Source organism: Evansella vedderi (assembly GCF_030813435.1).
GTDB classification, from domain to species: Bacteria; Bacillota; Bacilli; order Bacillales; family Salisediminibacteriaceae; genus Evansella; species Evansella vedderi.
The window spans coordinates 241,876-264,938 of record NZ_JAUSUG010000004.1 but is presented as its reverse complement, the minus strand read 5'-3'; the positions used below and the strand labels follow the sequence as shown (position 1 = coordinate 264,938).

General features: G+C 36.0%; 22 protein-coding genes and 1 pseudogene. 19 read left to right on the top strand and 4 right to left on the bottom strand.

The window, feature by feature from the left end; all coding sequences use genetic code 11:
• The first annotated feature begins 108 nt into the window (after nt 1-108).
• The 3 genes from moaC (at nt 109) to J2S74_RS07450 (ending at nt 3,278) form a co-directional block, all read left to right on the top strand.
• On the top strand, nt 109-600 hold the full coding sequence (moaC, locus tag J2S74_RS07460) for a cyclic pyranopterin monophosphate synthase MoaC (RefSeq protein WP_307323699.1): 492 nt from the start codon (nt 109-111) through the stop codon (nt 598-600).
• 191 nt (nt 601-791) lie between these two features.
• On the top strand, nt 792-1,427 hold the full coding sequence (locus J2S74_RS07455; protein WP_307323755.1) for a redox-sensing transcriptional repressor Rex: 636 nt from the start codon (nt 792-794) through the stop codon (nt 1,425-1,427).
• Between the two features lie 426 nt (nt 1,428-1,853).
• Complete coding sequence (locus J2S74_RS07450; RefSeq protein ID WP_307323697.1) at nt 1,854-3,278, top strand: MDR family MFS transporter; 1,425 nt, start codon at nt 1,854-1,856, stop codon at nt 3,276-3,278.
• A 283-nt stretch (nt 3,279-3,561) separates the two neighbouring features.
• On the opposite strand, the gene J2S74_RS07445 is transcribed toward J2S74_RS07450, so the two are convergent.
• On the bottom strand, nt 3,562-3,768 hold the full coding sequence (locus tag J2S74_RS07445; protein ID WP_307323696.1) for a YdiK family protein: 207 nt from the start codon (nt 3,766-3,768) through the stop codon (nt 3,562-3,564).
• Nucleotides 3,768-4,493, bottom strand: coding sequence for a CPBP family intramembrane glutamic endopeptidase (locus J2S74_RS07440; protein ID WP_307323693.1), 726 nt, complete (start codon nt 4,491-4,493; stop codon nt 3,768-3,770). Before J2S74_RS07440 ends, J2S74_RS07445 begins: the two co-directional genes overlap by 1 nt.
• 431 nt (nt 4,494-4,924) lie before the next feature.
• On the opposite strand from J2S74_RS07440, the gene groES reads away from it, so the two are divergent.
• Nucleotides 4,925-5,209, top strand: a complete 285-nt coding sequence (gene groES / locus J2S74_RS07435; RefSeq protein ID WP_307323690.1) for a co-chaperone GroES — start codon at nt 4,925-4,927, stop codon at nt 5,207-5,209.
• 70 nt (nt 5,210-5,279) lie between these two features.
• Nucleotides 5,280-6,914, top strand: coding sequence for a chaperonin GroEL (gene groL / locus J2S74_RS07430; protein WP_307323687.1), 1,635 nt, complete (start codon nt 5,280-5,282; stop codon nt 6,912-6,914).
• An 83-nt stretch (nt 6,915-6,997) separates the two neighbouring features.
• Here groL and J2S74_RS07425 read toward each other — a convergent pair whose 3' ends face one another.
• A complete protein-coding gene (locus tag J2S74_RS07425; protein ID WP_307323684.1) occupies nt 6,998-8,212 on the bottom strand; it encodes a site-specific integrase in 1,215 nt (404 codons plus the stop codon).
• Nucleotides 8,213-8,467: 255 nt separating this feature from the next.
• Here J2S74_RS07425 and J2S74_RS07420 point away from each other — a divergent pair, with 255 nt between their 5' ends.
• The 14 genes from J2S74_RS07420 (at nt 8,468) to J2S74_RS07355 (ending at nt 22,452) form a co-directional block, all read left to right on the top strand.
• On the top strand, nt 8,468-8,611 hold the full coding sequence (locus J2S74_RS07420; protein ID WP_307323682.1) for a hypothetical protein: 144 nt from the start codon (nt 8,468-8,470) through the stop codon (nt 8,609-8,611).
• Between the two features lie 569 nt (nt 8,612-9,180).
• Nucleotides 9,181-9,894, top strand: coding sequence for a hypothetical protein (locus J2S74_RS07415; protein WP_307323679.1), 714 nt, complete (start codon nt 9,181-9,183; stop codon nt 9,892-9,894).
• Between the two features lie 857 nt (nt 9,895-10,751).
• A complete protein-coding gene (locus J2S74_RS07410; RefSeq protein WP_307323676.1) occupies nt 10,752-11,618 on the top strand; it encodes a MurR/RpiR family transcriptional regulator in 867 nt (288 codons plus the stop codon).
• 158 nt (nt 11,619-11,776) lie between these two features.
• Entirely contained in the window at nt 11,777-12,823 is a 1,047-nt protein-coding gene (locus J2S74_RS07405; RefSeq protein ID WP_307323674.1) for a DctP family TRAP transporter solute-binding subunit, read from the top strand.
• A gap of 100 nt (nt 12,824-12,923) precedes the next feature.
• Nucleotides 12,924-13,418, top strand: a complete 495-nt coding sequence (locus tag J2S74_RS07400) for a TRAP transporter small permease (protein WP_307323671.1) — start codon at nt 12,924-12,926, stop codon at nt 13,416-13,418.
• A gap of 11 nt (nt 13,419-13,429) precedes the next feature.
• Nucleotides 13,430-14,707, top strand: a complete 1,278-nt coding sequence (locus J2S74_RS07395; protein ID WP_307323668.1) for a TRAP transporter large permease — start codon at nt 13,430-13,432, stop codon at nt 14,705-14,707.
• 119 nt (nt 14,708-14,826) lie between these two features.
• Entirely contained in the window at nt 14,827-15,864 is a 1,038-nt protein-coding gene (locus J2S74_RS07390; RefSeq protein WP_307323667.1) for a zinc-dependent dehydrogenase, read from the top strand.
• Between the two features lie 55 nt (nt 15,865-15,919).
• Nucleotides 15,920-16,744: a class I fructose-bisphosphate aldolase gene (locus tag J2S74_RS07385; protein ID WP_307323664.1), complete on the top strand. Its 825-nt coding sequence runs from the start codon at nt 15,920-15,922 to the stop codon at nt 16,742-16,744.
• A gap of 9 nt (nt 16,745-16,753) precedes the next feature.
• The gene (locus tag J2S74_RS07380) at nt 16,754-18,232 is read left to right on the top strand and encodes a xylulokinase (RefSeq protein ID WP_307323661.1); all 1,479 of its coding nucleotides are present in this window, start codon (nt 16,754-16,756) and stop codon (nt 18,230-18,232) included.
• Nucleotides 18,233-18,284: 52 nt separating this feature from the next.
• Complete coding sequence (locus tag J2S74_RS07375; RefSeq protein WP_307323752.1) at nt 18,285-19,238, top strand: ribose-phosphate diphosphokinase; 954 nt, start codon at nt 18,285-18,287, stop codon at nt 19,236-19,238.
• 23 nt (nt 19,239-19,261) lie between these two features.
• Nucleotides 19,262-20,404: a glycerate kinase gene (locus J2S74_RS07370; protein ID WP_307323659.1), complete on the top strand. Its 1,143-nt coding sequence runs from the start codon at nt 19,262-19,264 to the stop codon at nt 20,402-20,404.
• A 90-nt stretch (nt 20,405-20,494) separates the two neighbouring features.
• Entirely contained in the window at nt 20,495-21,472 is a 978-nt protein-coding gene (locus tag J2S74_RS07365) for a D-2-hydroxyacid dehydrogenase (RefSeq protein WP_370875979.1), read from the top strand.
• Between the two features lie 372 nt (nt 21,473-21,844).
• Nucleotides 21,845-22,075, top strand: a complete 231-nt coding sequence (locus J2S74_RS07360; protein ID WP_307323656.1) for a hypothetical protein — start codon at nt 21,845-21,847, stop codon at nt 22,073-22,075.
• Between the two features lie 155 nt (nt 22,076-22,230).
• Nucleotides 22,231-22,452 (top strand): hypothetical protein, encoded by a 222-nt coding sequence (locus J2S74_RS07355; RefSeq protein WP_307323654.1) that lies wholly within the window; start codon nt 22,231-22,233, stop codon nt 22,450-22,452.
• A 250-nt stretch (nt 22,453-22,702) separates the two neighbouring features.
• On the opposite strand, the pseudogene J2S74_RS07350 reads toward J2S74_RS07355, so the two are convergent.
• Nucleotides 22,703-22,993: pseudogene (locus tag J2S74_RS07350) on the bottom strand (tyrosine-type recombinase/integrase); the annotation flags it as partial.
• Nucleotides 22,994-23,063: the final 70 nt, after the last annotated feature.

Genomic DNA, 23,063 nt, shown 5'->3' with positions numbered 1-23,063 from the left:
ATCAACTTACTAGTTAAACAAAATAGAGTATTATATAAAAATAAGAAAGTCTTTTGTGCAGTTTGTGAAACAATAGTGTACAATAGAAATAGAGAAGGGGGGATCTTGATGGGTTCATTCACACATTTTAATGAACAAGGCAGAGCTAAGATGGTAGACATCACAGAGAAGCAGGAAACAGTTCGTACAGCTGTGGCTAAAGGGAGTATTCAAGTTAATAAAGAGATTTACGAAGGTGTTCAAGCTGGTAAAATGAAAAAGGGAGATGTTTTATCTGTTGCTCAAGTTGCAGGAGTAATGGCTGCGAAGAACACTTCACAATGGATTCCCATGTGTCATCCGTTAGCATTGTCTGGTGTAAACATTCATTTTGATTGGGAGATAAGTGAAGGATCACACATATTACATATTGAAGCAGCTGTAAAAACAAAAGGTAGCACCGGTGTTGAGATGGAAGCGTTAACAGCGGTTTCGGCAACAGCATTAACTGTTTATGATATGTGTAAAGCAATCGATAAGGGTATGATCATTGGAGAAACGTATCTAGTGGAAAAGACTGGTGGAAAAAGCGGGGATTTTAAAAGGGAAACCCCTAGATAAACTTATAAACGGAACAAGTGTTTTTAAAATTAGGCTTTGTTAAATTTTAATGTTGATTTAAACTTCATTTGTAATCATCAATAATTATTAATTTTGTCGTGGATTTTTAAAAAACTATCAACAATAGAGTTTAACACAGCCCAAATTTAAATATAGAAAATCATTGTCAGGGAGGGGAAGAGAAAATGGAAATCGATCAACAGAAAATTCCGCAAGCTACAGCTAAACGACTGCCCTTATATTATCGATTTTTAGAAAGCTTGCAAGCATCCGGAAAGCATAGAGTGTCCTCATCGGAGCTTAGTGATGCAGTAAAGGTAGATTCAGCAACTATTCGTAGAGATTTTTCCTATTTTGGGGCATTAGGAAAAAAAGGCTACGGTTATAATGTGAATTATTTATTGTCATTTTTCAGAAAAACCCTTGATCAAGATGAAGTTACAAAGGTTATTCTAGTAGGAGTAGGTAACTTAGGAACTGCTTTTTTAAATTATAACTTCACTAAAAGTAACAATACGCGGATAGAAATGGCGTTTGATGTTTCACCAGATAAAGTAGGGGATGAAATTGGAAGCGTTCCCATTTTCCATTTAGATGAACTTAAGGAAAAAATATCAAGTGCAGGTGATGTGGAGGTTGCCATTCTAACTGTGCCTGCTAATGCAGCTCAACCTATCGCAGACCAGTTAGTAGAGGTAGGGATAAAAGCTATCTTGAACTTTACACCTGCAAGACTATCTGTTCCAGAGAATGTAAGAATTCACCATATTGATTTATCTGTTGAGCTACAATCTCTTGTTTATTTTCTAAAACATTATCCAATGTAAACCAAGCCTAAGAGTATTTTGGAAGGTAAAACTCCATGCAAATTTAAAAAATGAGTTTACACCATGGAGTATGAAAATAAGCAATAGATTTTACTTGAGTGAGCGGAAGTCCACGAGTATCTGTCTCTTCCTCTACTGGTGTAGCATTGTAGCGTATCCGTCGAGACAACTCGTAGCTTAATCGAGAAGTAAGCATTCGTTCCTGTGGGAGGCTTGGTAGATCACCCACGGAAAGGGAGTAGACTGAAGCAAATGAACAAACAAGATTCGTACTTTCAGGGTAGAATTAGAGAAAGCATTCTTCAAGTATATTTGAAGAGTGTTTTCTTCTTTCTATATGTTTTTTTTATGTAACTAAACTTATATCATGGTATAGTAAGGATAATATTTCGTGTTTCGAAAAAGTTTATTAGAAGGTGATTGTTCGTGAGTAAAGTACCACAAAAGTGGTTAGTTGTAATTACGGTCTTATTAGGAACTTTTACGATTATATTAAACAATAGTATGTTAAACCCTGCTGTACCTCATCTAATGGAAGTTTTTTCAGCAGATGCCGTTGCAACTGGGTGGGTTATTACCATCTTCATGGTTACAATGGGTATAACGATGCCAATAACAGGATATTTAGGGGACAAGTTTGGGAAGAAGCAGCTTTACATGGTGGGGCTAGGATTATTTATTATCGGCTCCATATTAGGTGCCATCTCATGGGATTTACCTTCCTTAATTTTATTCCGTGGACTTCAAGGAATTGGTGGCGGAATGATGATGCCTACCTCCATGGCCCTTATTTTTGAGGTTTTTCCAAGAAAGGAAAGGGGGTTGGCAACAGGGATCTATGGAATTGCTGCCATGATGGCGCCCACTATTGGTCCTACATTGGGAGGATTCATTATTGAATTGGGTACGTGGCAATGGCTCTTCTTATGTAATATCCCAACTGGAGTATTGGGATTACTTTTTTCCTGGATTTACTTGAAGCAAACGGCAAAGGTAGAGGGAATTAGCTTTGACCTTTCTGGATTCGTCACAGTAACCCTTGGGGTTGGCTCCATATTGTTGGCGTTAGGTAGAGTTTCAGAGATTGCCCATCTAACGGATCCATTAAACATTACTTTATTCGTTGTGGGCGTTATGGCCATTGTTCTCTTTATTAAAATTGAAAATAATAAAGAGCAGCCATTATTGGATTTGTCTATCTTTAAGATACCTGCTTTTTCTTACAGTGTATGGATTGCAAGTATTAGTTCTATTAGTTTATTTGGAGGAATCTTTTTAATTCCCCTACTAATACAAAACGTTTTTGGCTATGGGGCAATTATTACAGGGCTATCCTTTTTGCCTGCAGCCCTATTGTCTGGGATTTTCATGAGTATTGGGGGACGAATTTTGGATCGGCATGGTCCTTCAGCGGTAGTAACAGTAGGATTATCAATTGGAACAATAGGAACGTTTTTCTTAGGATTTGTTTCCATGGAGACGGCATTATGGCTTATCTTTGTCTTAAATGCTTTAAGGGGAATTGGTATGGGCTTAAGTACGATGCCATCGACTACGGCCGGAATGAATACAATCCCAGAAAAATTTATTTCAAGAGGTTCTGCCATGAATAACGTTTTAAGACAAATGAGCTCAGCACTAGGTATCGTATTCATATCAATCTATTTTGAAGTTAGAAGATCACAAATAGTTGCTACCAATGGTGTGGTTATAGAGGAAGCAAGTTTACAAGCAATAAATGAAGGCTTCATTGTCATTGCCGTACTTTCTCTAATAAGTATCCCAGCTGGAATTTTACTAGGAAAAGAATATAAGAAATACCAAAGAAAAGAGGCAAAAGCTTCAACTTAAAAAGGCTGATTTCGAAAACTTTGTCACTTTTTTAAAAGCTTGGAGAAGCGGAAGGCGGCGACGCCAGCGACGAGTAATCGCAGGAGCAGAGGAAGAGACATGGCTCGAGGAGACTGGGGCGTTGCCCGCGGAACCAGGACGGTGACATTACTCCGTTGCCCACAGGACGTGGGCTGGCTTTAGGAGTAATTAATCCGCCTGTAGCGTATCCAAGCCAACAATATTAGATAACAGCCTAACAAGAGATGATTTCGCGCCTAGAGGGCTTGAAATCATCTCTTTTTTATTTAGGTTTATCCTCTTTCATGGTTTTCGCTTTACCAAAATAACGGAAGGAAATCATATAATCAATAGCGGCCACTGCCATCAATAGGATCGTAAAGAAATCCCATCCCTCTGTGCGGTTATTTTGCTGAATAGCAAATAACACAAATATAGTGGCTATAAAAAAGTATAAGTAACCATAAAACTTGGCTGCTCTTCTAGTCATTAAAATAATCCTCCAATAAATATAGCCTGTAAATTTTCCACTTCTTCTAAGAAGCGCTGTAACCTCTCACCAAATACTACTTGAACAATCATAACGAAAGAATTAATCCCTACATGAGCTATGATTGGAACGATAATACGCTTTGTTTTAACATAAAGGTAGGCAAATACAACACCTGCCAGTAAATATACGAGTAGATTTTCGAAGTCTAAGTGGACAACAGCGAAGATAAAACCGCTAAGTAATGCTGCAATCCAAAAGCCAAAGCGCTTATATAAGCTTCCGAAAATAACCATCCTGAAAACAATCTCCTCCATAATTGGAACGAGAATAGCAACAACAATAATCATTAATGGAACAGCAGTAGCTAAGTCAACAATTAACTGAGTATTCTCTGATCCTGGCTCAATACCAAAAAGATACTGTTGAATGAGTGCTGCAGTGATTTGAGCAGCATAAGCCATGAAAAAACCAATAATACACCAAAGAATGGTGTCCCCTGTCCCATATCGATTCCTTGAGAATTCATCTTTTGGATTTCCTTTGATTGCTAAGAGGAGTATTACCAAAAAACCTATTGAAAATGTAATCACCATGGACAATCCTAGGAGTTCCTCCATTGAATCCCCGACTCCTAGAGCTAATAAAATAGGAACAGTAATTAAGGAAGTGGCAAGTTGCATGAATATAAAACTAATAAGTATAAGCCAATAACGTTTTGTCAAGGTGCCGTGTCTCCTTTGTAAAAAATGTTTAAATTTGTATTCACCCATCTTGTTCTTTTATTATAGGCAGTGAATAGAATTTGGACTTGACCTTTAATTTATATGAAAGGGAATGTACATTTATTTTTGCTAACGGTAATTATTGTACCATAAGTTATGCATTTTTATAGAAATGACATCTTAGAGGGTTTGAAAAAACGGGCAAATGGAAGGTATAAATAAAATAAGAACAGACGATATTATAATGTGGATTTATACATGAAATTTTTTTCAAAAAAATCATTTAAAATACTTGCAAAAAAAAATCCATTTGATTATTATAATAACTGTGTTAGCACTCAACTAATGTGAGTGCTAATAACAAAATTTAAAAATGCAAACTAGATTTAAAGCTAGTTCGCAATAAACATTATTAAAGGAGGTTGTTTTCCTTGTTAAAACCATTAGGAGATCGTATTGTTATTGAGTTGGTAGAGCAAGAAGAAAAAACAGCTAGTGGAATCGTACTTCCTGATTCTGCAAAGGAAAAGCCACAAGAAGGTAAAGTAGTTGCTGTTGGTACAGGTCGTGTGACTGACAATGGTGAGCGTGTGGCGCTAGAAGTTAGTGAGGGTGACTCTGTTATCTTCTCTAAATACGCTGGTACTGAAGTAAAATACGGAGGCAAGGAATACTTGATCCTTCGTGAAAGTGACGTATTAGCTATTATTGGCTAATTCACTCTTGTCTATCAAAAAATTCAACTAAAATATTACCTACATAGGATAATAGGAGGTAGATGTTCACATGGCAAAGGAAATTAAATTCAGTGAAGACGCTCGTCGTTCCATGAAACGCGGTGTTGACGCTTTAGCAAATGCTGTAAAAGTAACACTTGGACCTAAAGGTCGTAACGTAGTACTGGAGAAAAAATTCGGTTCTCCATTAATCACAAATGACGGTGTAACAATCGCAAAGGAAATCGAATTAGAAGATAACTTCGAAAACATGGGTGCAAAGCTTGTATCTGAAGTAGCTAGCAAAACAAATGATATTGCTGGTGACGGTACAACAACTGCAACAGTTCTTGCACAAGCGATGATTTCTGAAGGTCTTAAAAACGTTACTTCTGGTGCGAACCCAATGGGTATCCGCAAAGGGATCGAAAAAGCAACTCAAGTTGCTGTTGAACAATTAAAATCTATTTCAAAGCCAATCGAAAGCAAAGAGTCTATTGCACAAGTTGCTTCTATCTCTGCTGCTGACGATGAAGTTGGTCAATTAATTGCTGAAGCTATGGAGCGCGTAGGAAATGACGGTGTAATCACTGTTGAAGAATCTAAAGGATTCACTACAGAGCTTGAAGTAGTAGAAGGTATGCAATTCGACCGCGGATATGCTTCTCCATACATGGTAACTGACTCTGACAAAATGGAAGCGGTTCTTGACGATCCTTACATCTTAATCACAGATAAGAAAATTGCTAGCATTCAAGAAGTGTTACCTGTACTTGAGCAAGTTGTTCAACAAGGTAAGCCAATCTTAATTATTGCTGAAGACGTTGAAGGGGAAGCTTTAGCTACTTTAGTAGTGAACAAGCTTCGCGGTACATTCAATGCAGTTGCTGTTAAAGCTCCTGGATTCGGTGATCGTCGTAAAGCAATGCTTGAAGATATCGCTACATTAACTGGCGGTGAAGTAATTACTGAAGATCTTGGTTTAGATCTTAAGTCTGCAAACATCACTCAGCTTGGTCGTGCATCTAAAGTTGTTGTTACAAAAGACAACACAACAATCGTGGATGGTGCTGGAGATGCAGCTGAAATCGCTGGCCGCGTAAACCAAATTAAAGCTCAATTAGAAGAAACTACTTCTGATTTCGATAAAGAAAAGCTTCAAGAGCGTTTAGCGAAGCTTGCTGGTGGAGTAGCCGTAGTTAAAGTTGGTGCTGCTACGGAAACTGAGCTAAAAGAGCGTAAGCTACGCATTGAAGACGCATTAAACTCTACTCGTGCTGCAGTAGAAGAAGGTATCGTATCCGGTGGTGGTACTGCTCTAGTTAACGTAATCAGTGCAGTAAAAGGACTCACTGTTGAAGGTGACGAAGCAACTGGTGTGAACATCGTTGTTCGTGCCCTTGAAGAGCCAGTTCGTCAAATCGCTCACAACGCAGGTCTTGAAGGATCTATCATCGTTGAGCGCTTAAAGAATGAAGAAGTTGGAATTGGATTCAACGCAGCTACTGGCGAATACGTAAACATGGTTGAAGCTGGTATCGTTGACCCAACAAAGGTAACTCGTTCTGCTCTTCAAAATGCAGCATCTGTAGCGGCTATGTTCCTAACTACAGAAGCTGTTGTCGCTGATCTTCCAGAAGAAAACAACGGCGGCGGTGGAATGCCTGACATGGGCGGAATGGGTGGAATGGGCGGCATGATGTAACCTGCCCCTGAAACCCTTGATACGACTGGGTTTTGTAGTAAGGTGAGAGTGAAATGCTAACATTTTGCTAACATGAGGTAAAATTAATGGAGGCTTCTCATGAGTTCAGCGAACTTTTGAGAGGCTTCTTTTTTCATTTCTTGCGTCACATGAAGGTAGACATTTTTCGTAATTTGGTCATCCGTATGGCCCAATCGGTCCATGATTTGCTCCAGTGAGACACCGGCTTCAGCAAGAAGGGACGTGTGCGTATGTCTTAAGCTGTGTGGCGTTAGTTCTTGGTTTAAATCTGCCAAGGTAAGTAACCGAGCCATTCGGTTTTGTACCGTCTTAATGACAATGGGATAACCATGTTGCCTTTCCATTTTGGCAAAGATAAAGTCGTGGTTGTAGTAATCGTTACCGATTTGTTCCATGACTTTCTTTTGTACTTCTTTGTGTTTCTTTAGGGCGTTAATGACCACTTCATCGACCACAATTTTTCGTCGTGACTTTTTCGTTTTTGGTGTTACTAACTGATAGTTCCTTGTATTATTATTGGGATTATAATACGTTTTCGTAATGCTAATGGTGTGGTTCAGGAAGTCAATGTCTTTCCACTTGAGTGCGACTAATTCTCCAACACGAATTCCTGTATAGGCAAGAACAAGGAACACCAAGTAATCAAGTTCTAACCCAGCATTTTTAGCGGTTTCTAAGAACAAGGCAAGCTCTTCCTTTTCCAAGTACTTAGGAACTTCCTCTTCCTCCAGCTGTTCAATGGTCTTCTTCTCCCTTTTTACATAAGCAAACTCTGTCGGATCCTTCTTAATTACCTCCAGCTCCAATGCCTTTCGGAAAATCATTCTTCCTGTTTGATGAATTCCTTCCCTGGTCCTATCGGAATACCCTTGAGCCACTAAATCGTTAAGAGCATCTTGGTACATTTTTCTTGTGATGTCTTTTAGTTTTAATTGCGCAAAGTAGGGTAACAATTTTCCGATTTCATGGAGACGGACGCGAATGGTTCCTGGCTTGACCTCTTTCGATTCACTGTAAATGGGGAGCCACTCTCTTGCAAAGTCGCTGAAGGTTTGAACCGTTTCTTCCACATAGGTTCCTTCGTTTAACTCATAAATAAACGTGGCCGCAGCGGTTTTGGCTTCTTCGTGGGTTCGAAAACCACTTCTTGTCTTTTGCTTTCTTTTGCCAGTAAGGGGGTCTATTCCGACGTCTACGACAAAAGCCCATTTAGCACCACAAGTACATTTTCTCTTCTTCTTGCAGGTGCAACCTCTTCTAAAGATGTGTCCTTTCATTTCATAACCTCGCTTTCCTAAAATGATATGTTACAAAATACCATTATTCCCATTAAAGGAGATATCATTCGTCTTTCGACTTTTGAAAGGGAATGGTTGAAGGGTCATGATTTACAAACATTATGGTAAAATTAGGGTGAATTCAGAAAAAGGGATTGCTTCCACCCTGGGGCTTAATAAATAACATTAATCTTTCATAAAAATAGGTACATTGATTTTATCTGTCTAAAATAGTTATACGAGGAGGGAAGGTGAATGGAAATGCAGAACAAAAGTAGCAAGGTGGTTCCCATATTCAAACGAATTAAAATTAAGTCTTCCTCACAGATCATTAAAGAGATGGAACAAGTAATTGAAAACTATAAAAACCGTAAAAAAGGGAAAGAGAGTAAGGGATAATGATCAGCTAAGGAAGTAATGAAAGAAGAGCTTTCTCTTTGATACAAATACTTGAATTCTTGAGATTGGAGAGTGAAATTCAAAATACAAGATAACCCTGCATGGAGATTTTTCTCAAAGCACATCTTAAAGTTAGGGGAAATGTAAGCAAAAAACATAAAATATGATGATAAAGGTGAAACGAAAGGCCCCTTCAATTAAATGTTTAAGACAGATTCAGTGCCCTTTTTTAATGATTAAGTCGATTTCTATCCAATAACCTCTATCACGAAAGTATTTATAAAACTCATACTGATTTGAAAAAACAGGCAAGGACTGAATCTCCTTAGGCAACATATTGGTCTTAAATATTACAGTTTCTCCTGTTTTTAATAGATAACTGTGTTGAATAGTTTTATTCACGGTCTCACCACCTGAATCATTGTCTAACTAAGAATAGCAGATTTGACTTTGTAACTTTTTGGATTTTTATCTATTATACAAAGTTGTTACTGGTAACGATATAGAAATCCAGGATTCTTATAAAAAACTAAGGTTTCGACCCCTATACCAGAAGAGAGGTGTTAAAGGTGGAAGAAAATTTTGAAACCTACTATCGTAGAAGAGTAAAAGAGGAACAAGAAATATTAAAGGGTTTGGGGTATTCTGAAGGTCAATTACGTGAAATTTACAAACAGGAATATGAATATAAGCAATCTAGACCCAAGCTGGAGCTGCAACTAGAACCGCAATTGGTGAATTATGCGTTGGTACAAGGTTATTTGCCTGAGAAATGGGAAATGCTGCGGGATGGTAAACTTCTCGGTAGTGATGATGAGTTGGTTGATGTGCTAAATCTAATTATCTACAATCTGGGTATTAGAAAAAGTTTTGATTCAATACCCCGTAAATTAATTGAAGAATATGTGGAAGAGCCTAGTAAGGAAGGTAGAGCTCGAGTTGGACTACATAAAAAAGAGACGGAACCGGTAGATGTTGAACTGAAAAAATTAGATAAAATGACTAAGGAAGTATGCGAAGAAGATATCGATATGATCGATATGCCATTGGACAGAACGGGCAGAATTATAAAGGAGCTTGAACTAATGCTTACAGGAGATTTTTTCTCTAATGAATTGGCTGAAAAAATCGCTGATTTAGTTCAATGTGTGAAGAACAATAAAATCAATCTGTTTGATTATAGGCGGAGCTATTCAAGAGAAAAATACGGTAAAGATATTATTGATGCTATTGCTAAAGCTGATACAAGACAAAAACAAAAAGGAAATAAACACAAAACTTAGAACAATTTGATTGTAGAATGATGGCTAACTGACACGTTCTGTACTGAAATTATTGTTTTTTCACACTGTTTAAATTTGATAACAAAAATCGGATAACGCAAGTTTTCATCAAACCCACGGAATTAAATGAGCCAGTTTTACTAAGGGAGGTAAAAAGGAATGGAGTTACTAAATGAAAAGTTGACAGCATCTCTAATCCGGAGGAACAAGTGATGCTATTGGATATGGCGATAGCAGCAAACGGCGATGGCATAATTGTCCAAGCCATAAATAAGGAAATGTTCGCTCCGCTTATAAATTAAGCGGTGGATAATCAAATTCCTGTCATCACTATTGATACGTATGTCCTTTTGAAAGCTATTGTTAAAGGTTTAGGTTAGCATGTTTCCTACGTATACTGCTGTTTGAAAGGCAAAGAAATACTAATAGCTTGGTCTATAAATGATTACAATTAGTTTTTATGAAAAATATTGAAAACAATGGGAATTTTACTTAGATTACATGAAATAGACAAAGTTTTATTAATCTATTGTCGTAAAGATGTTTGTTTATTTGGTGAGGAATCCATTATAAAGATACAAAGGGATATACCGAAGAATGATTAAACAAATAAACAAGTATAAACAAGTATAAACACTCATGGAACAGTGAGCGGTGTGTTGGAATGATTATATTTAAGCTGACTTATTATTAATTTTCGATTTACAATAAATCCTTTTGGATAATTTTTAAAGTAATAAATAAACGGATAGTATATAAATTCATCCTGACCAAATAGATATATTTTCTATTTTATTATTAGAATTATTATTATAGAATATGATTATCTGAAAATAAATTAAAAAGGGGAGAATGAAGTGAGAGAACTTAACGTTAATGATAATCCAGGGTTCTTTTCTCGTATTGATGTAACAATGGCAAAGTTAAGAGCCTCGGAACTAAAAATTGTAGAATTTATTAAGGAAAATAGAGAAGAAATTATTCATCTCTCAATAACAGAAGTTGCTGAAAGAAGTAATACTAGTGAATCGTCTGTGGTCAGACTATGTAAAAGACTAGGTTATAAAGGGTTTCAGGATTTAAAAATACATTTAGCTAAAGAGGTAATGACACCCGAAAAGGTAATAAGTAATGATGATATTGAAAAGGAAGATAACATTACTACAATTAAACAAAAAATATTTCAATCAAATATTCAAGTCCTTTATGATTCATTAGAAGTATTAAAAGAAGAAGAACTAGAGAAAGCAGTAAACGCTTTGCTCAATGCAAATTTAATTGAAATATATGGAACAGGTGCTTCGGGTGTTGTAACAAAAGATGCGCAACATAAGCTATTGAAGTTAGGTGTAAAGGTAATTACATATAGTGATTCAATACTACAAACTATGTCAGCTAGTTTACTGAACAAAGGCGATGTTGTATTAGGAATTTCTCATACTGGTTCCAATAGGGATGTTCTAAATGCAATGAAATTAGCAAAGGAAACAGGTGCTACCTTAATTTGTATTACAAATGCATCTAAATCTCCAATGACAAAAATCTCCGATATTATATTACATACTGCAGCAAAAGAAACTTTGTATAGAACAGATGCCGTTTCTAGAATAGCTCAGTTAACTACTATAGATATTTTAGTTGCAGCCATTACTAACCAAAGACATGAATATTTCACAGAGGTTTTAGAAAAAACAAAAAGGTCTACGGTAGGAAAAAAGTTATAAAGAATTATTTTTTCATTTTTTTTAAAAAAATATTGAAGGAAATTACCACCATGTGATAAGATTACATCAACACCGAAAATTCAAAAAACTTTCCGAGGGAGACTGATTTTTTTGAAGCATTCGGAAAACGCTTTCAAACATTCAAAGGGGGAAATAATGTGAAGAAGTTTCTTACAACCGGTTTATTTGTTTGTCTATTCGTAGTCTTAGTAGCATGTGGTGACGCTGAAAGTGGTGGTGATGGCACAGGGGATTCTGATAATGGAGATTCTAAGGTTACTTTCAATCTATCAACACCTGACCCAGATTCCTCATCAATAACTGTTGCCGCAAAAGAATTTGCAGAGGTAGTAAGTGAAAAAAGTGGTGGAACTATTCAAATAAACGTACATGCTAATGGTACTTTATACGGGGCTGACCCCTCCGCAGGTATTAGACAATTAGGTGAAGGCAGTATAGATATGTTAGTTTTATCAACCTCTCTTTATGCGAACTTTAAACCGGAGTTTAGTGCAATTAGTATTCCGTACCTATTTGATGACAGTGATCAATTTTTTTCCTTTTTAAATGGTGAACCTGGAGATAAGTTAATTGAGAGTATTTCAGATTTAGGAATTAAAGGTCTAGGGTATTGGACTCGTGATTTTAGACAGATTACTAATTCCAGAAATCCGATTTATGAACCAGAGGATTTAAGAGGGTTAAGGTTAAGAGTTCCTAATAATCCTTTATGGGTAGAGTTCTTTAAGGGAACTGGTGCAGTTACAACACCAATGGATTTCGGTGAAGTTTATAACGCGATGCAGCTCGGAACAATAGATGGACAGGAAAACCCTGTAGATGTAGCTTTAGCAACTAAGTTTTACGAAGTTAATGATTATTTAACAATCTCAAACCATATGGCTGATGGTTGGATTGTTGGTATTAACGATGATAAGTTTAATAGCCTTTCCTCTGAACAGCAGCAAATATTACTTGATGCAACAAAAGAACTTCAAAGCTGGAAATGGGATTATGACCAAGGCCAATTTCAAACAACAGTCGATACACTTGTATCAGAAGGAATGGAAGTTAACGAATTAACTCCAGAACAACAGCAATTGTTTGTTGAAGTATCCATGGAAGCCTATCCTAAATTTAAAGAGCTAATTAAAAACGATGAATTCTTTGCAGAGGTACTCGAGTTTGTTGGAAAAAGTGAATAAACAGTAATAGAACTACATTAAATACCTCCGGAATGAAAACGGTTGCAGGCCGGTAACTTCCGGAGGTAGTTATTACATTAAATTAAAAGGAGTTTTGAAGATGGTGAGGGGTGAGTTTAGTAGTAGAGTTAGAGTGTTATTTAATATTATCAATAAGATATCCGATACATTAGCAACCTTGACGGTTATTGGTATTTTTATTGTTGTAATATGGCAAATAACTGGTAGATTAATAGGGCAACCGGCTCCTTGGACGGAAGAATTGACTCGTTATATCTTCATATGGATGATTTTTTTGGGGATTGGCATTGGGTTTAGAAAAGCAGAATCTGCCAGAGTCACAGTTTTTTTAAAGTACTTTCCAAAACTTTTTAAGAACTTCTCTCTCTATATATACACATTAGGTACTCTTCTCTTCTTTACATATATGTTGGTGGCTGGTGTAGGATTGATACAGCAGCAAGCAAATATGAATGAGACAAGTACTGTTTTGTCTTTTCCAATGTGGTTAATTGGGTTAAGTATACCAGTTTCAGCAATTGTAGGGATGTTAAATTTATTCCAATCTTTAATATACGATAGAGATTTACTTTAGGGGCTGATTCAATGTCAATATTCCTATTAATTATGTTCTTTGTCCTAATGCTAGTTGGAATGCCTATAGCTATATCTTTAGGTATTTCAGTAGTTTTAACAATTTTGTTGTTTACAGAAGTGCCGTTTAGTATTGTTATACAGTCCATGTATAGTTCAATGAATAGCTTTATAATGGTAGCTGTACCTCTATTTATTTTAGCTGGTATTATAATGGATGAGGGAAAAATAGCCGAAAGAATTTTTGCGTTTGCCAGGAGTTTAGTAGGTTGGTTAACGGGTGGTTTGGGGCATGTAAATATATTAGCTAGTTTAATATTTTCGGGAATGGCAGGTTCGTCTGTTGCGGATATTGCTAGTACTGGTAGAATAACAATTAATGCAATGACAAGAAACAACTATCCTTTACAATACGCAGCTTCCTTAACATTAGTATCATCTATGCTAGCAACAATCATACCACCAAGTATATTAATGGTAATTGCAGCATCTATTGCTGGTGTTTCGATTAGTGCTGCATTGGTTGGAGGACTAGTACCTGGACTAATTGTTGCTTTGTTTTTAATGTTTTACAATTATTTTTATTGCAAAAAAAATAATATAGGAATTCATCAAAAGTTCCAAGTGGGAACACTGGGTAAAGAATTTTTAAAGGCATTCCCAGCCTTAATGGCACCGGTTATTTTACTTGGAGGTATTCTAAGTGGATTTTTTACACCTACTGAAGCTGCTGCAATAGCAGTTTTGTATACATTATTGATTTCTATTTTTGTATATAAGGGTCTTAGATTTAAGCAACTTCCGAGTATTTTCTTTCGCACTGCTAGCTTAACTGGAACCATTCTATTTATTGCTGTAACGGCAAAACCAGCAAGTTGGATATTTGAGTATGATGGATTACCAACAAGGATTGCCACCTCAATAAGTGGAATTAGTGAATCACCAATAATAATATTATTAATTCTATTTGTTTTTCTAATTGTTGTAGGAATGTTTATGGATGCTACTGCAGCAATATTTATATTAGTTCCAATATTAATGCCTACTGTTCTATTAGTAGGAATTGATCCCGTATTCTTCGTTATCTTTATGGTGTTATTGTTGTCATTTGGATTAATTACACCACCTATAGGTGTTTGTTTATATGCTGTGTGTAATATTACAAAATTAAAAATTGAAGAAGTTACAAAGGGCGTTATACCTCTAATTTTAGTAACACTAGGGATATTATTAATTTTTGTATTCGTACCACAACTGATCACAGTACCTTTAAATTGGTTTGGATTTTAAAATAATTAAAAAAATTAAATATGAAGATTATTTTCATATTTTTTTATGTTATAATGAAGGAAATTACCACCACATTTTACTGAGAATGATAAACAAAAAAATGAGTAGAGGTGAGATATGTGAAAGCAGCAGTTTTTCGAGGTCCAAATCAAATGGCTTTAGAAGAAGTATCTAAGCCACTAATTAATGAATATGAAGTACTTGTAAAAGTAAATGTCAGTGCTGTATGTGGAACAGATGTAAGGATTTTTGAGGGGAAAAAGACAAAAGGGGTTCGGACACCTTCAATAATTGGACATGAAACAGTTGGTACTATTGTTGAAGTAGGAGAGAAGGTAGAAGGTTTCTTGTTAAATGATAGAGTTGGAGTAATGCCGGTAATTTCATGTAAGAAATGTCATTATTGCTTAAATGGAATGGAAAATGTATGTGCCAATAGAACTGCTATAGGGTATGAATTTGATGGCGGATTTGCTGAATATATTAGAATTCCTAGGACTGCAGTCGAATCGGGTAATTTAGTCAAAATTCCAGATCATGTAACCTTTGAGCAAGCTGTTATTACTGAACCATTAGCCTGTTGCTTAAATGGACAAAAAAAGGCAAATGTCAAAATGAATGATACTGTAGTTGTTATAGGAGGTGGGCCAATTGGTTTAATGCATGTACAACTGGCAAAGATTGCTGGTGCTAAACAAGTTATTTTAAGCGAACCGATTGACCACAGAAGAGCAAAAGCCTTGGAAGCTGGTGCAGATTTAACAGTTAATCCTATGACAGAATCTCTACAGGAAATTGTTATGAATGTGACTCAACAAATAGGCGCTGATGTAGTTATTATGGCAATTGGGGTTCCTTCTTTAGTAAATAGTAGTGCAAATTTATTAAAGAAAGGTGGAACTCTCAACTTGTTTGCTGGCTTTACAAAAGGTGAAATGACTGAAATTGATCCAAACTTAATTCATTATAATGAAATCAATGTTAATGGTACATCTGCATTAACTCGTGCTGATTACCATGCCTCTCTTTCATTAATTGAAGCTGGTCTTATCAATACGGAAATACTTAGTTCTCGAGGGTACACCCTTGAGTCTATTGAAGAAGCAATAGCAAATGTGAGAAATGGTGAAGGAATGAAATCAATTATAACTGTTTAATACAGTTTAATAGATTAATTGATAAGAAAAATAATAAATATAGGAGATGATTATTGTGTCATTACTAGGAAAAGAAATTAGAATGAATCGTTTATTGAATCAGAAAGATGGTAAATTGTTAGCAGTTGCAGTGGATCAAGCTATGGCAAGAGGTATTTTTGAAGAATTGATGCCTATTGAGAGAAAAGTAAGTGAAATAGTTGCTGGAGGTCCTGATGCTATTACTATGCATAAAGGTATTGCAGATATGTGTTTCCGTAATCATGCTGGGAAAGCTGGCTTTATCTTGAAGTGTTCAACTTTTTCACCTTGGCAGCCAAATTACGATACAATAGTTACTAATGTAAATGAAGCTGTAGGTTTGGGGGCAGATGCAGTTTCCATTGGGTGTATTGTTGGCGGAGATGATCAACCAGAACAGCTAAGAAACCTTGGTTTAATGGCAGGAGAAGCACAATCTCTTGGAATACCCGTAATTGCTCATATCTATCCAAGAGGGAACCAAATTCCGAAAGAAGATAAAGGTAATTGGGAGCACACAGCATATGCAGTAAGACTAGGTGCAGAAGTAGGAGTAGATATTGTAAAAACAAAGTATACTGGTGACCCAGAATCATTCCATAAAGTAGTATCTTCTACTCCAGGAAAAGTCGTAGTGGCAGGAGGAGATATTGGTAGCAACATCGAAGACTACTTCCAGATGGTTTATGATGTTATTGATGCTGGAGGGACAGGTATTACATTCGGTCGTATAGTATGGAATAACAGTAATCCAACTGCAATTGTTAAGGCATTTAAACATATTATTCATGAAAATGGTACTGTAAATGAAGCAAATGAATTATATAAGGAACTATTAAATCAACCACTAAAAGTATAAGGTGATTATATGTCCCATGTTATTGGTATAGATATTGGCACAAGTGGAATAAAAATTGGAGCAATGAATAAAGAAGGTGTATTGGAGTATGTCAGTTATAGTCCATATACCCTTCTTTACCCCCAAAGGGGTTATGTGGAAATCAATGTTAATGAGGTCTGGGAGAAAACTAAGAACTTATTAATAGAGGTAATCCAGAAAGTAAGGAAAAACGGCTTTGTTGATGCAATTTCGTTATCTACCTTTTGTAATGCGTCTGTATTGATTGATAAAAAAGGAAACGCTTTAGGAAATGGGATAATGTATTTGGATCAGAGGAGTAACAAAGAAACTGAATGGATAAAGAATGAAATTGGATATGAAGAATATAAGAGTATTACTAAAAACAGATTAGAGCCAGGAATGTTTTCAGTAACAACTTTATTATGGACCAAGGTAAATTCTCAAGATCAATATGCACGAGCACACAAGTGGGGGAATTTATCTACCTTTATCTTAAATAAGCTTACGGGTAAAGCTGTAATGGACTGGACGCATGCATCATTTTCAGGGATTTTTGACTTAGTAAATTATTCTTGGTCGGAATCATTATGCGGAAAGATAGGTATTGACCAGGCAATTCTTCCTAGAGTAGTAGATCCACTTAAAATAATCGGTGAAACTATCTGTGGTTGTTCTATTAATGGAATACCAGTGGTTGCAGGAGCAGCAGATACTGCTTGTTCTACTTTGGCTTTAGGAATAGAGTCAAATCAAGTATTTGAATCTGTTGGGACCTCTAATGTATTAACCGTATGTACGGAAAATCCCAACCATATGGATATTCGCTTTTTAAACCGTTGCCATATAATCAAAAATCGTTGGCTTTCCCATGGTGCAATGTCTACGCCAGGAGCCGCTATTAATTGGTACTATAAAACATTTCTTAAAGAGAATGTTGGGAAAGACATGCTTGAGGATTTTGCTAAAAAATCTCCTATTGGATCAAATGGATTATTCTTTTTACCATACATGCAAGGAGAACGTTCTCCTATTTGGGATCCTGATGCTAGAGGAGTTTTCTTAGGACTCCATCTAAATACAACAAAAGAAGACATGTTTAGAAGCATTTTAGAGGGATGTTCCCTTGGTTTACGACAAATATATGAGATTATCCGTTCCGAGTATGGTCTTAGTTTTCAAAGGTTTCAATCCATAGGTGGCGGTTCCAAAAATAAGACTTGGGCAGAAATCAAGGCTAACATACTAAATAAAACTATTGAAATTAAGACAATTCCAGAAACCGGTGTTTATGGTGCATGTTTAATTGCAAGTGTAGCAGTTTCTTATTATACATCTTTTGAACATGCTCAAAATCAGATGAAAAATATGACGAGTGATATTATCGAACCTCAACCTGAAAAGGTTCAAAAATATAACGAGCTTTATAATCTTTACTGTGAACTATACCCGTCATTAAAAGACTTTTTTAAAAGAGCTAATACTTAGGCAGTATAAATGAAAGAAAACATGTAGTTTAACTTATTTGGAGGTAATTTTGATAGAAACACTGAAATTCAAACAAAACCTGAAAGTATTTACACTAAATTCTAATCCTGAACTGGCCGAGGAAATTGTTCAACACCTCGGTATCGAGATGGGAAAAAGTTCTGTAAGTAGATTTAGTGATGGAGAAATATTAATTAATGTTGATGAGAGTGTTAGAGGGTGTGAAATATTTCTTATTCAAACTACCTCTCAACCTTGCAATGAACATATTATGGAATTGCTGACAATGATTGATGCCTTGAAAAGAGCTTCAGCAAAATCAATAAATGTAGTAATTCCTTATTACGGTTACGCTAGACAAGATAGAAAAGCTAGATCAAGGGAACCAATCACTGCTAAACTAATTGCAAATTTGTTAGAAGTGGCAGGGGCATCAAGAATATTAACATTAGATCTACATGCCCCCCAAATTCAAGGATTCTTCGATATCCCTGTTGATCAATTGGTTGGTGTCCCAATTTTATCAAAATATTTCAAAGAAAAAAAACTAAGAGATTCAGTTGTTGTCGCACCAGATAATGGTGGTGTTGTAAGAGCCAGAAAAATGGCTAATAAACTAGATTCACCTATTGCGTTGATAGATAAAAGGCGCCCAAAACCTAATGTAGTAGAAGTAATGAATATTGTGGGAAATGTAAAAGGTAAAAGTGTAATTATTGTTGATGATATGATTGACACAGCGGGGACAATTACACTAGCGGCAAATGCTCTAATAGAGAATGGGGCTTTGGAAGTATATGCATGTTGTACCCACCCAGTATTATCTGGGCCTGCGATTAGCCGTATAGAGAATTCTAAAATTAAAGAGCTGGTAACAACTAACTCCATTAGATTACCAGAAGGCAAAAATATAGATAAGATAAAAACGATCTCAATAGCGCCATTAATATCAAGAGCAATAGCTAGGATACATAATGAAGAACCAGTTAGTGATTTATTTGAATAAGTCCTAAAAGTGGGTGTTAAAGTATGAAGATTGTTATTGCGCCAGATTCGTTTAAGGGTTCACTATCTGCCCCTCTTTTATGTGAAGCGATTAGTAAGGGAGTAAAAAATATTATTCCTGATGTGGAAATCCTAAAGGTACCACTTGCAGATGGTGGAGAAGGAACAATGGAGAATTTAGTTTACTCCACAGGTGGGAAAATCATCGAGGTAAATGTTAATAACCCTTTAATGATCAAGGTAAAAGCCAACTACGGTATCCTAGGAGATGGTGAGACAGTTGTCATAGAAATGGCACAAGCATCTGGGTTACCCCTATTAACCAAGGAACAAAGGAATCCAATGAAAACATCTAGCTATGGAACTGGAGAACTTATTGAAGATGCCCTTGAAAGGGGATATAAAAAGTTCATAATAGGTATTGGTGGTAGTGCTACTAATGATGGTGGAGCAGGAATGCTCGAAGCATTAGGAGTAAAATTTTTTGATCAAGAAGGTATAAGGTTAGAACGTGGTGGAGCAAATCTATCTCGGTTGGCCTATTTTGAAGAAGAAAATATGCATCCAAAATTAAAGGAAGCAGAGTTTGTTATTGCGAGTGATGTCAAGAACCCCCTCTGTGGTCCCGATGGAGCATCTACAGTTTTTGGACCACAAAAAGGAGCAACGTCAGAAATGGTTGAGCAGTTAGATAATGCACTAAAAAATTATGCTAACATCATTTTGAAACAAAAAAAGATGAATATAATGGATGTTCCAGGTGCTGGTGCAGCAGGTGGAATGGGGGCAGCACTGTTGGTTTTTTTCAATGGGAAGATGAAATCAGGAATAGACATCGTTTTAGATGCAGTTAATTTTAAAAAGAAGTTGGAAAATACGGATCTATTAATCACAGGTGAAGGGAAACTGGATACCCAGACGCTATCGGGTAAAGTCATAGCAGGTGTATGTAAAATAGCTAATAAGTCAAATGTGCCAGTCATTGCCTTATGTGGAGGAAGTACCTTGAACGGAGGGGAAATTAAATCAATAGGTCTTCATGCTGCGTTCTCCATTGTAAAAGGACCATGTGATTTAGATTATGCTATAGAAAATACGAAGATACTTACAGAAGAAAAAGTAGAGGAACTAATTAAGCTGTTGAAAATTGGTATCGACATTTCTTAACTTGGTAAGAAGTTTAGAAGGCTACTAATATAGATAAAGTAATCCTTGAGATTTACATGATTATTTATTGGAATAAAAGGGAGGATGAGAATGTTGAAAGCAGTTGTATTAGACGGATATACATTAAACCCTGGTGATTTAGATTGGTCACCATTAAAAGAATTAGTAGATGTAACTGTTTATGACCGCACTACTTATTCATTGGACGAAGTAGCATTAGTAATCGAACGTGCTAAGGATGTTGATATTATCCTTACTAATAAAACACCAATTCCGGAAGAGGCTATAAATGAGCTTCCAAAGCTGAAATATATTGGAATGCTCTCCACTGGATTTGATGTTGTGGATGTGAAAGCTGCAAAAGAACATAATATTGTTGTTACTAATATTCCTTCATATGGTACAGATACCGTATCCCAGATGGCTATTGCACTACTCCTTGAAATCTGCCATCATGTGGGAAGTCACAGTGAAGCAGTAAAGCGAGGGGATTGGACCAATAATGCCGATTGGTGTTTTTGGAATTATCCATTAATTGAGCTTTCAGGTAAAACAATGGGAATCGTTGGCTATGGTCGTATTGGTCAAGCAACTGGACGAATTGCTCAAGCTTTAGGAATGAAAGTCTTAGCATTTGATCATTACAAGGATGAAGGGCTGGAAAGTGAAAGTATGAAATATGCTGATTTGGATGAACTTTATGCTAGTTCTGATGTCATTTCTCTCCATTGTCCCTTAACGGAGGAAAATAGAGAACTTATTAATAAAGAATCAATCAAAAGAATGAAAGATGGAGTTATCATCCTTAATAACTCGAGAGGGCCATTAATTAATGAAGTGGACCTTGCCGAAGCACTAAATAATGGAAAAGTTGGCGGGGCAGGCTTAGACGTAGTATCCACTGAACCTATTAAGAAAAATAACCCTTTACTTACTGCTAAAAATTGTATAATAACTCCTCATATTTCTTGGGCTACCAAGGAAGCAAGGCTAAGGCTGTTTAATACAGCAGTAGAAAATGTAAAACTGTTCCTAGAAGATAATCCAACGAATGTAGTAAATAAATAATCAAAATAGGAAGGTTCTCCATTATGGACAGCTTCTTTTAGATGAATAACTGATGATATAAAAATGCAGTAAAGAAGCTTTGCATAATGCTTTATTCTTGCTATTTTTAATAGTAATATCATTTTATTCTCCACGCTTAAAAGTAGAGTAAGATTATGCTTGTTTATTAATTTTAAATTTGTTATATTTTTTGATCCTATTTTCAAAAATTTAAATTACTATACTAGACTCTTGCAAAAAACATATCATATCGAATTACGTCTATAATTTAGGCTTTAATAGAACCTTTGTCGCTTCAGAAAAATAAAATAGGACATTCTTACCTTTTTGGTGAAATTTTAGTTACCACGCCAAATTCCATTTAAAAGGAGAATGTCCAATATCATGGTAACCTTCTATTCACCGATCGTCAACTTCATTTTAACGTTGAAACTTTGTCTTTCAAAGCCGCAAATGAATCACATTTTTACATTTGTTAATGGAATTATTTTGACCGATGGAAGAATCAACGTTTTTCAAATTCGTCGATCCACTAATGAAAAAAGAGATCTTAGTTGTATGACTCGTTTTCTTACGATTCACCGTGGTGCCCGAACTATGTGACCAACAAACGGATTCAGTTTATTATGAATCACATAAGGAAAAATCGAACCAGTACAAGTGATACAAGGCCAATCACATTTTCATCATTGATGTTTCCCAATGTAAGAAGGGGCGTTCCACCAAAAAAGGGCTGGATAACCACTTTTTCCATTCCGATGGAAAGGCCGTATGGTCTCAATGTGTTGTTTACAGCTTATATTGTCGTTCAAAATCTTTCCTTTACTTGGGTTTTCCGTTGCTACTTTCGTAAAGAGTTTTTCGAGAAGGAAGGCATCCCTTTCAAAAGTAAAAATGATCTTGCGATTGAGTTAATCAATTCTTATCCAGCTTCAGATGAAGAGCAGGTATATGAGTTAGTTATCACTGTTTCCAAATAAGATTTCATCTTATCGGTGGTTTACGTGTTAACCGAAAGATATATCCTCATGGAATTGGAATCAAAATCTCTGATTTTGCGTCTACTTATTTAGAGTCATCTGATATCCACTCCGTTACCCTGGATAGTCATTTCTATAATCTATATTGTTATGAAGAGAATTAGAATGACACCGAGTACGCCAAAGTCCTGTTAAATGTTATTTTAGCTATTGAAAGCAAAATGAATTCAATTTTGCTTTCAATATTTTTTTACAGTAGTCCCCTCATTAATTGTCCGAATTTATCAGAAGCCTCTCGTCTCATTGTTGATGTTACATGAAGATAAACTTTTCTGGTTGTTTCGTCATCGAAATGCCCTAATCGATCCATAATTTCTTCTAATTCAACTCCTGCTTCAGCAAGAAGTGATGTATGAGTATGACGAAGAAGATGATTACATATTCTAAAGTCTGATTTAAAAAACTTGGATAGTCTATCAATTCTACTTAAAACAAACTTTGTGAGGATCGGGTAGCCCGGATGTCTATTTATATTTGTGAATACATAAGCCTGATCATAATAGGCATCACCGAATTTTTCTTTTAAGCTGGGAAATTGAAGAACAGATCAG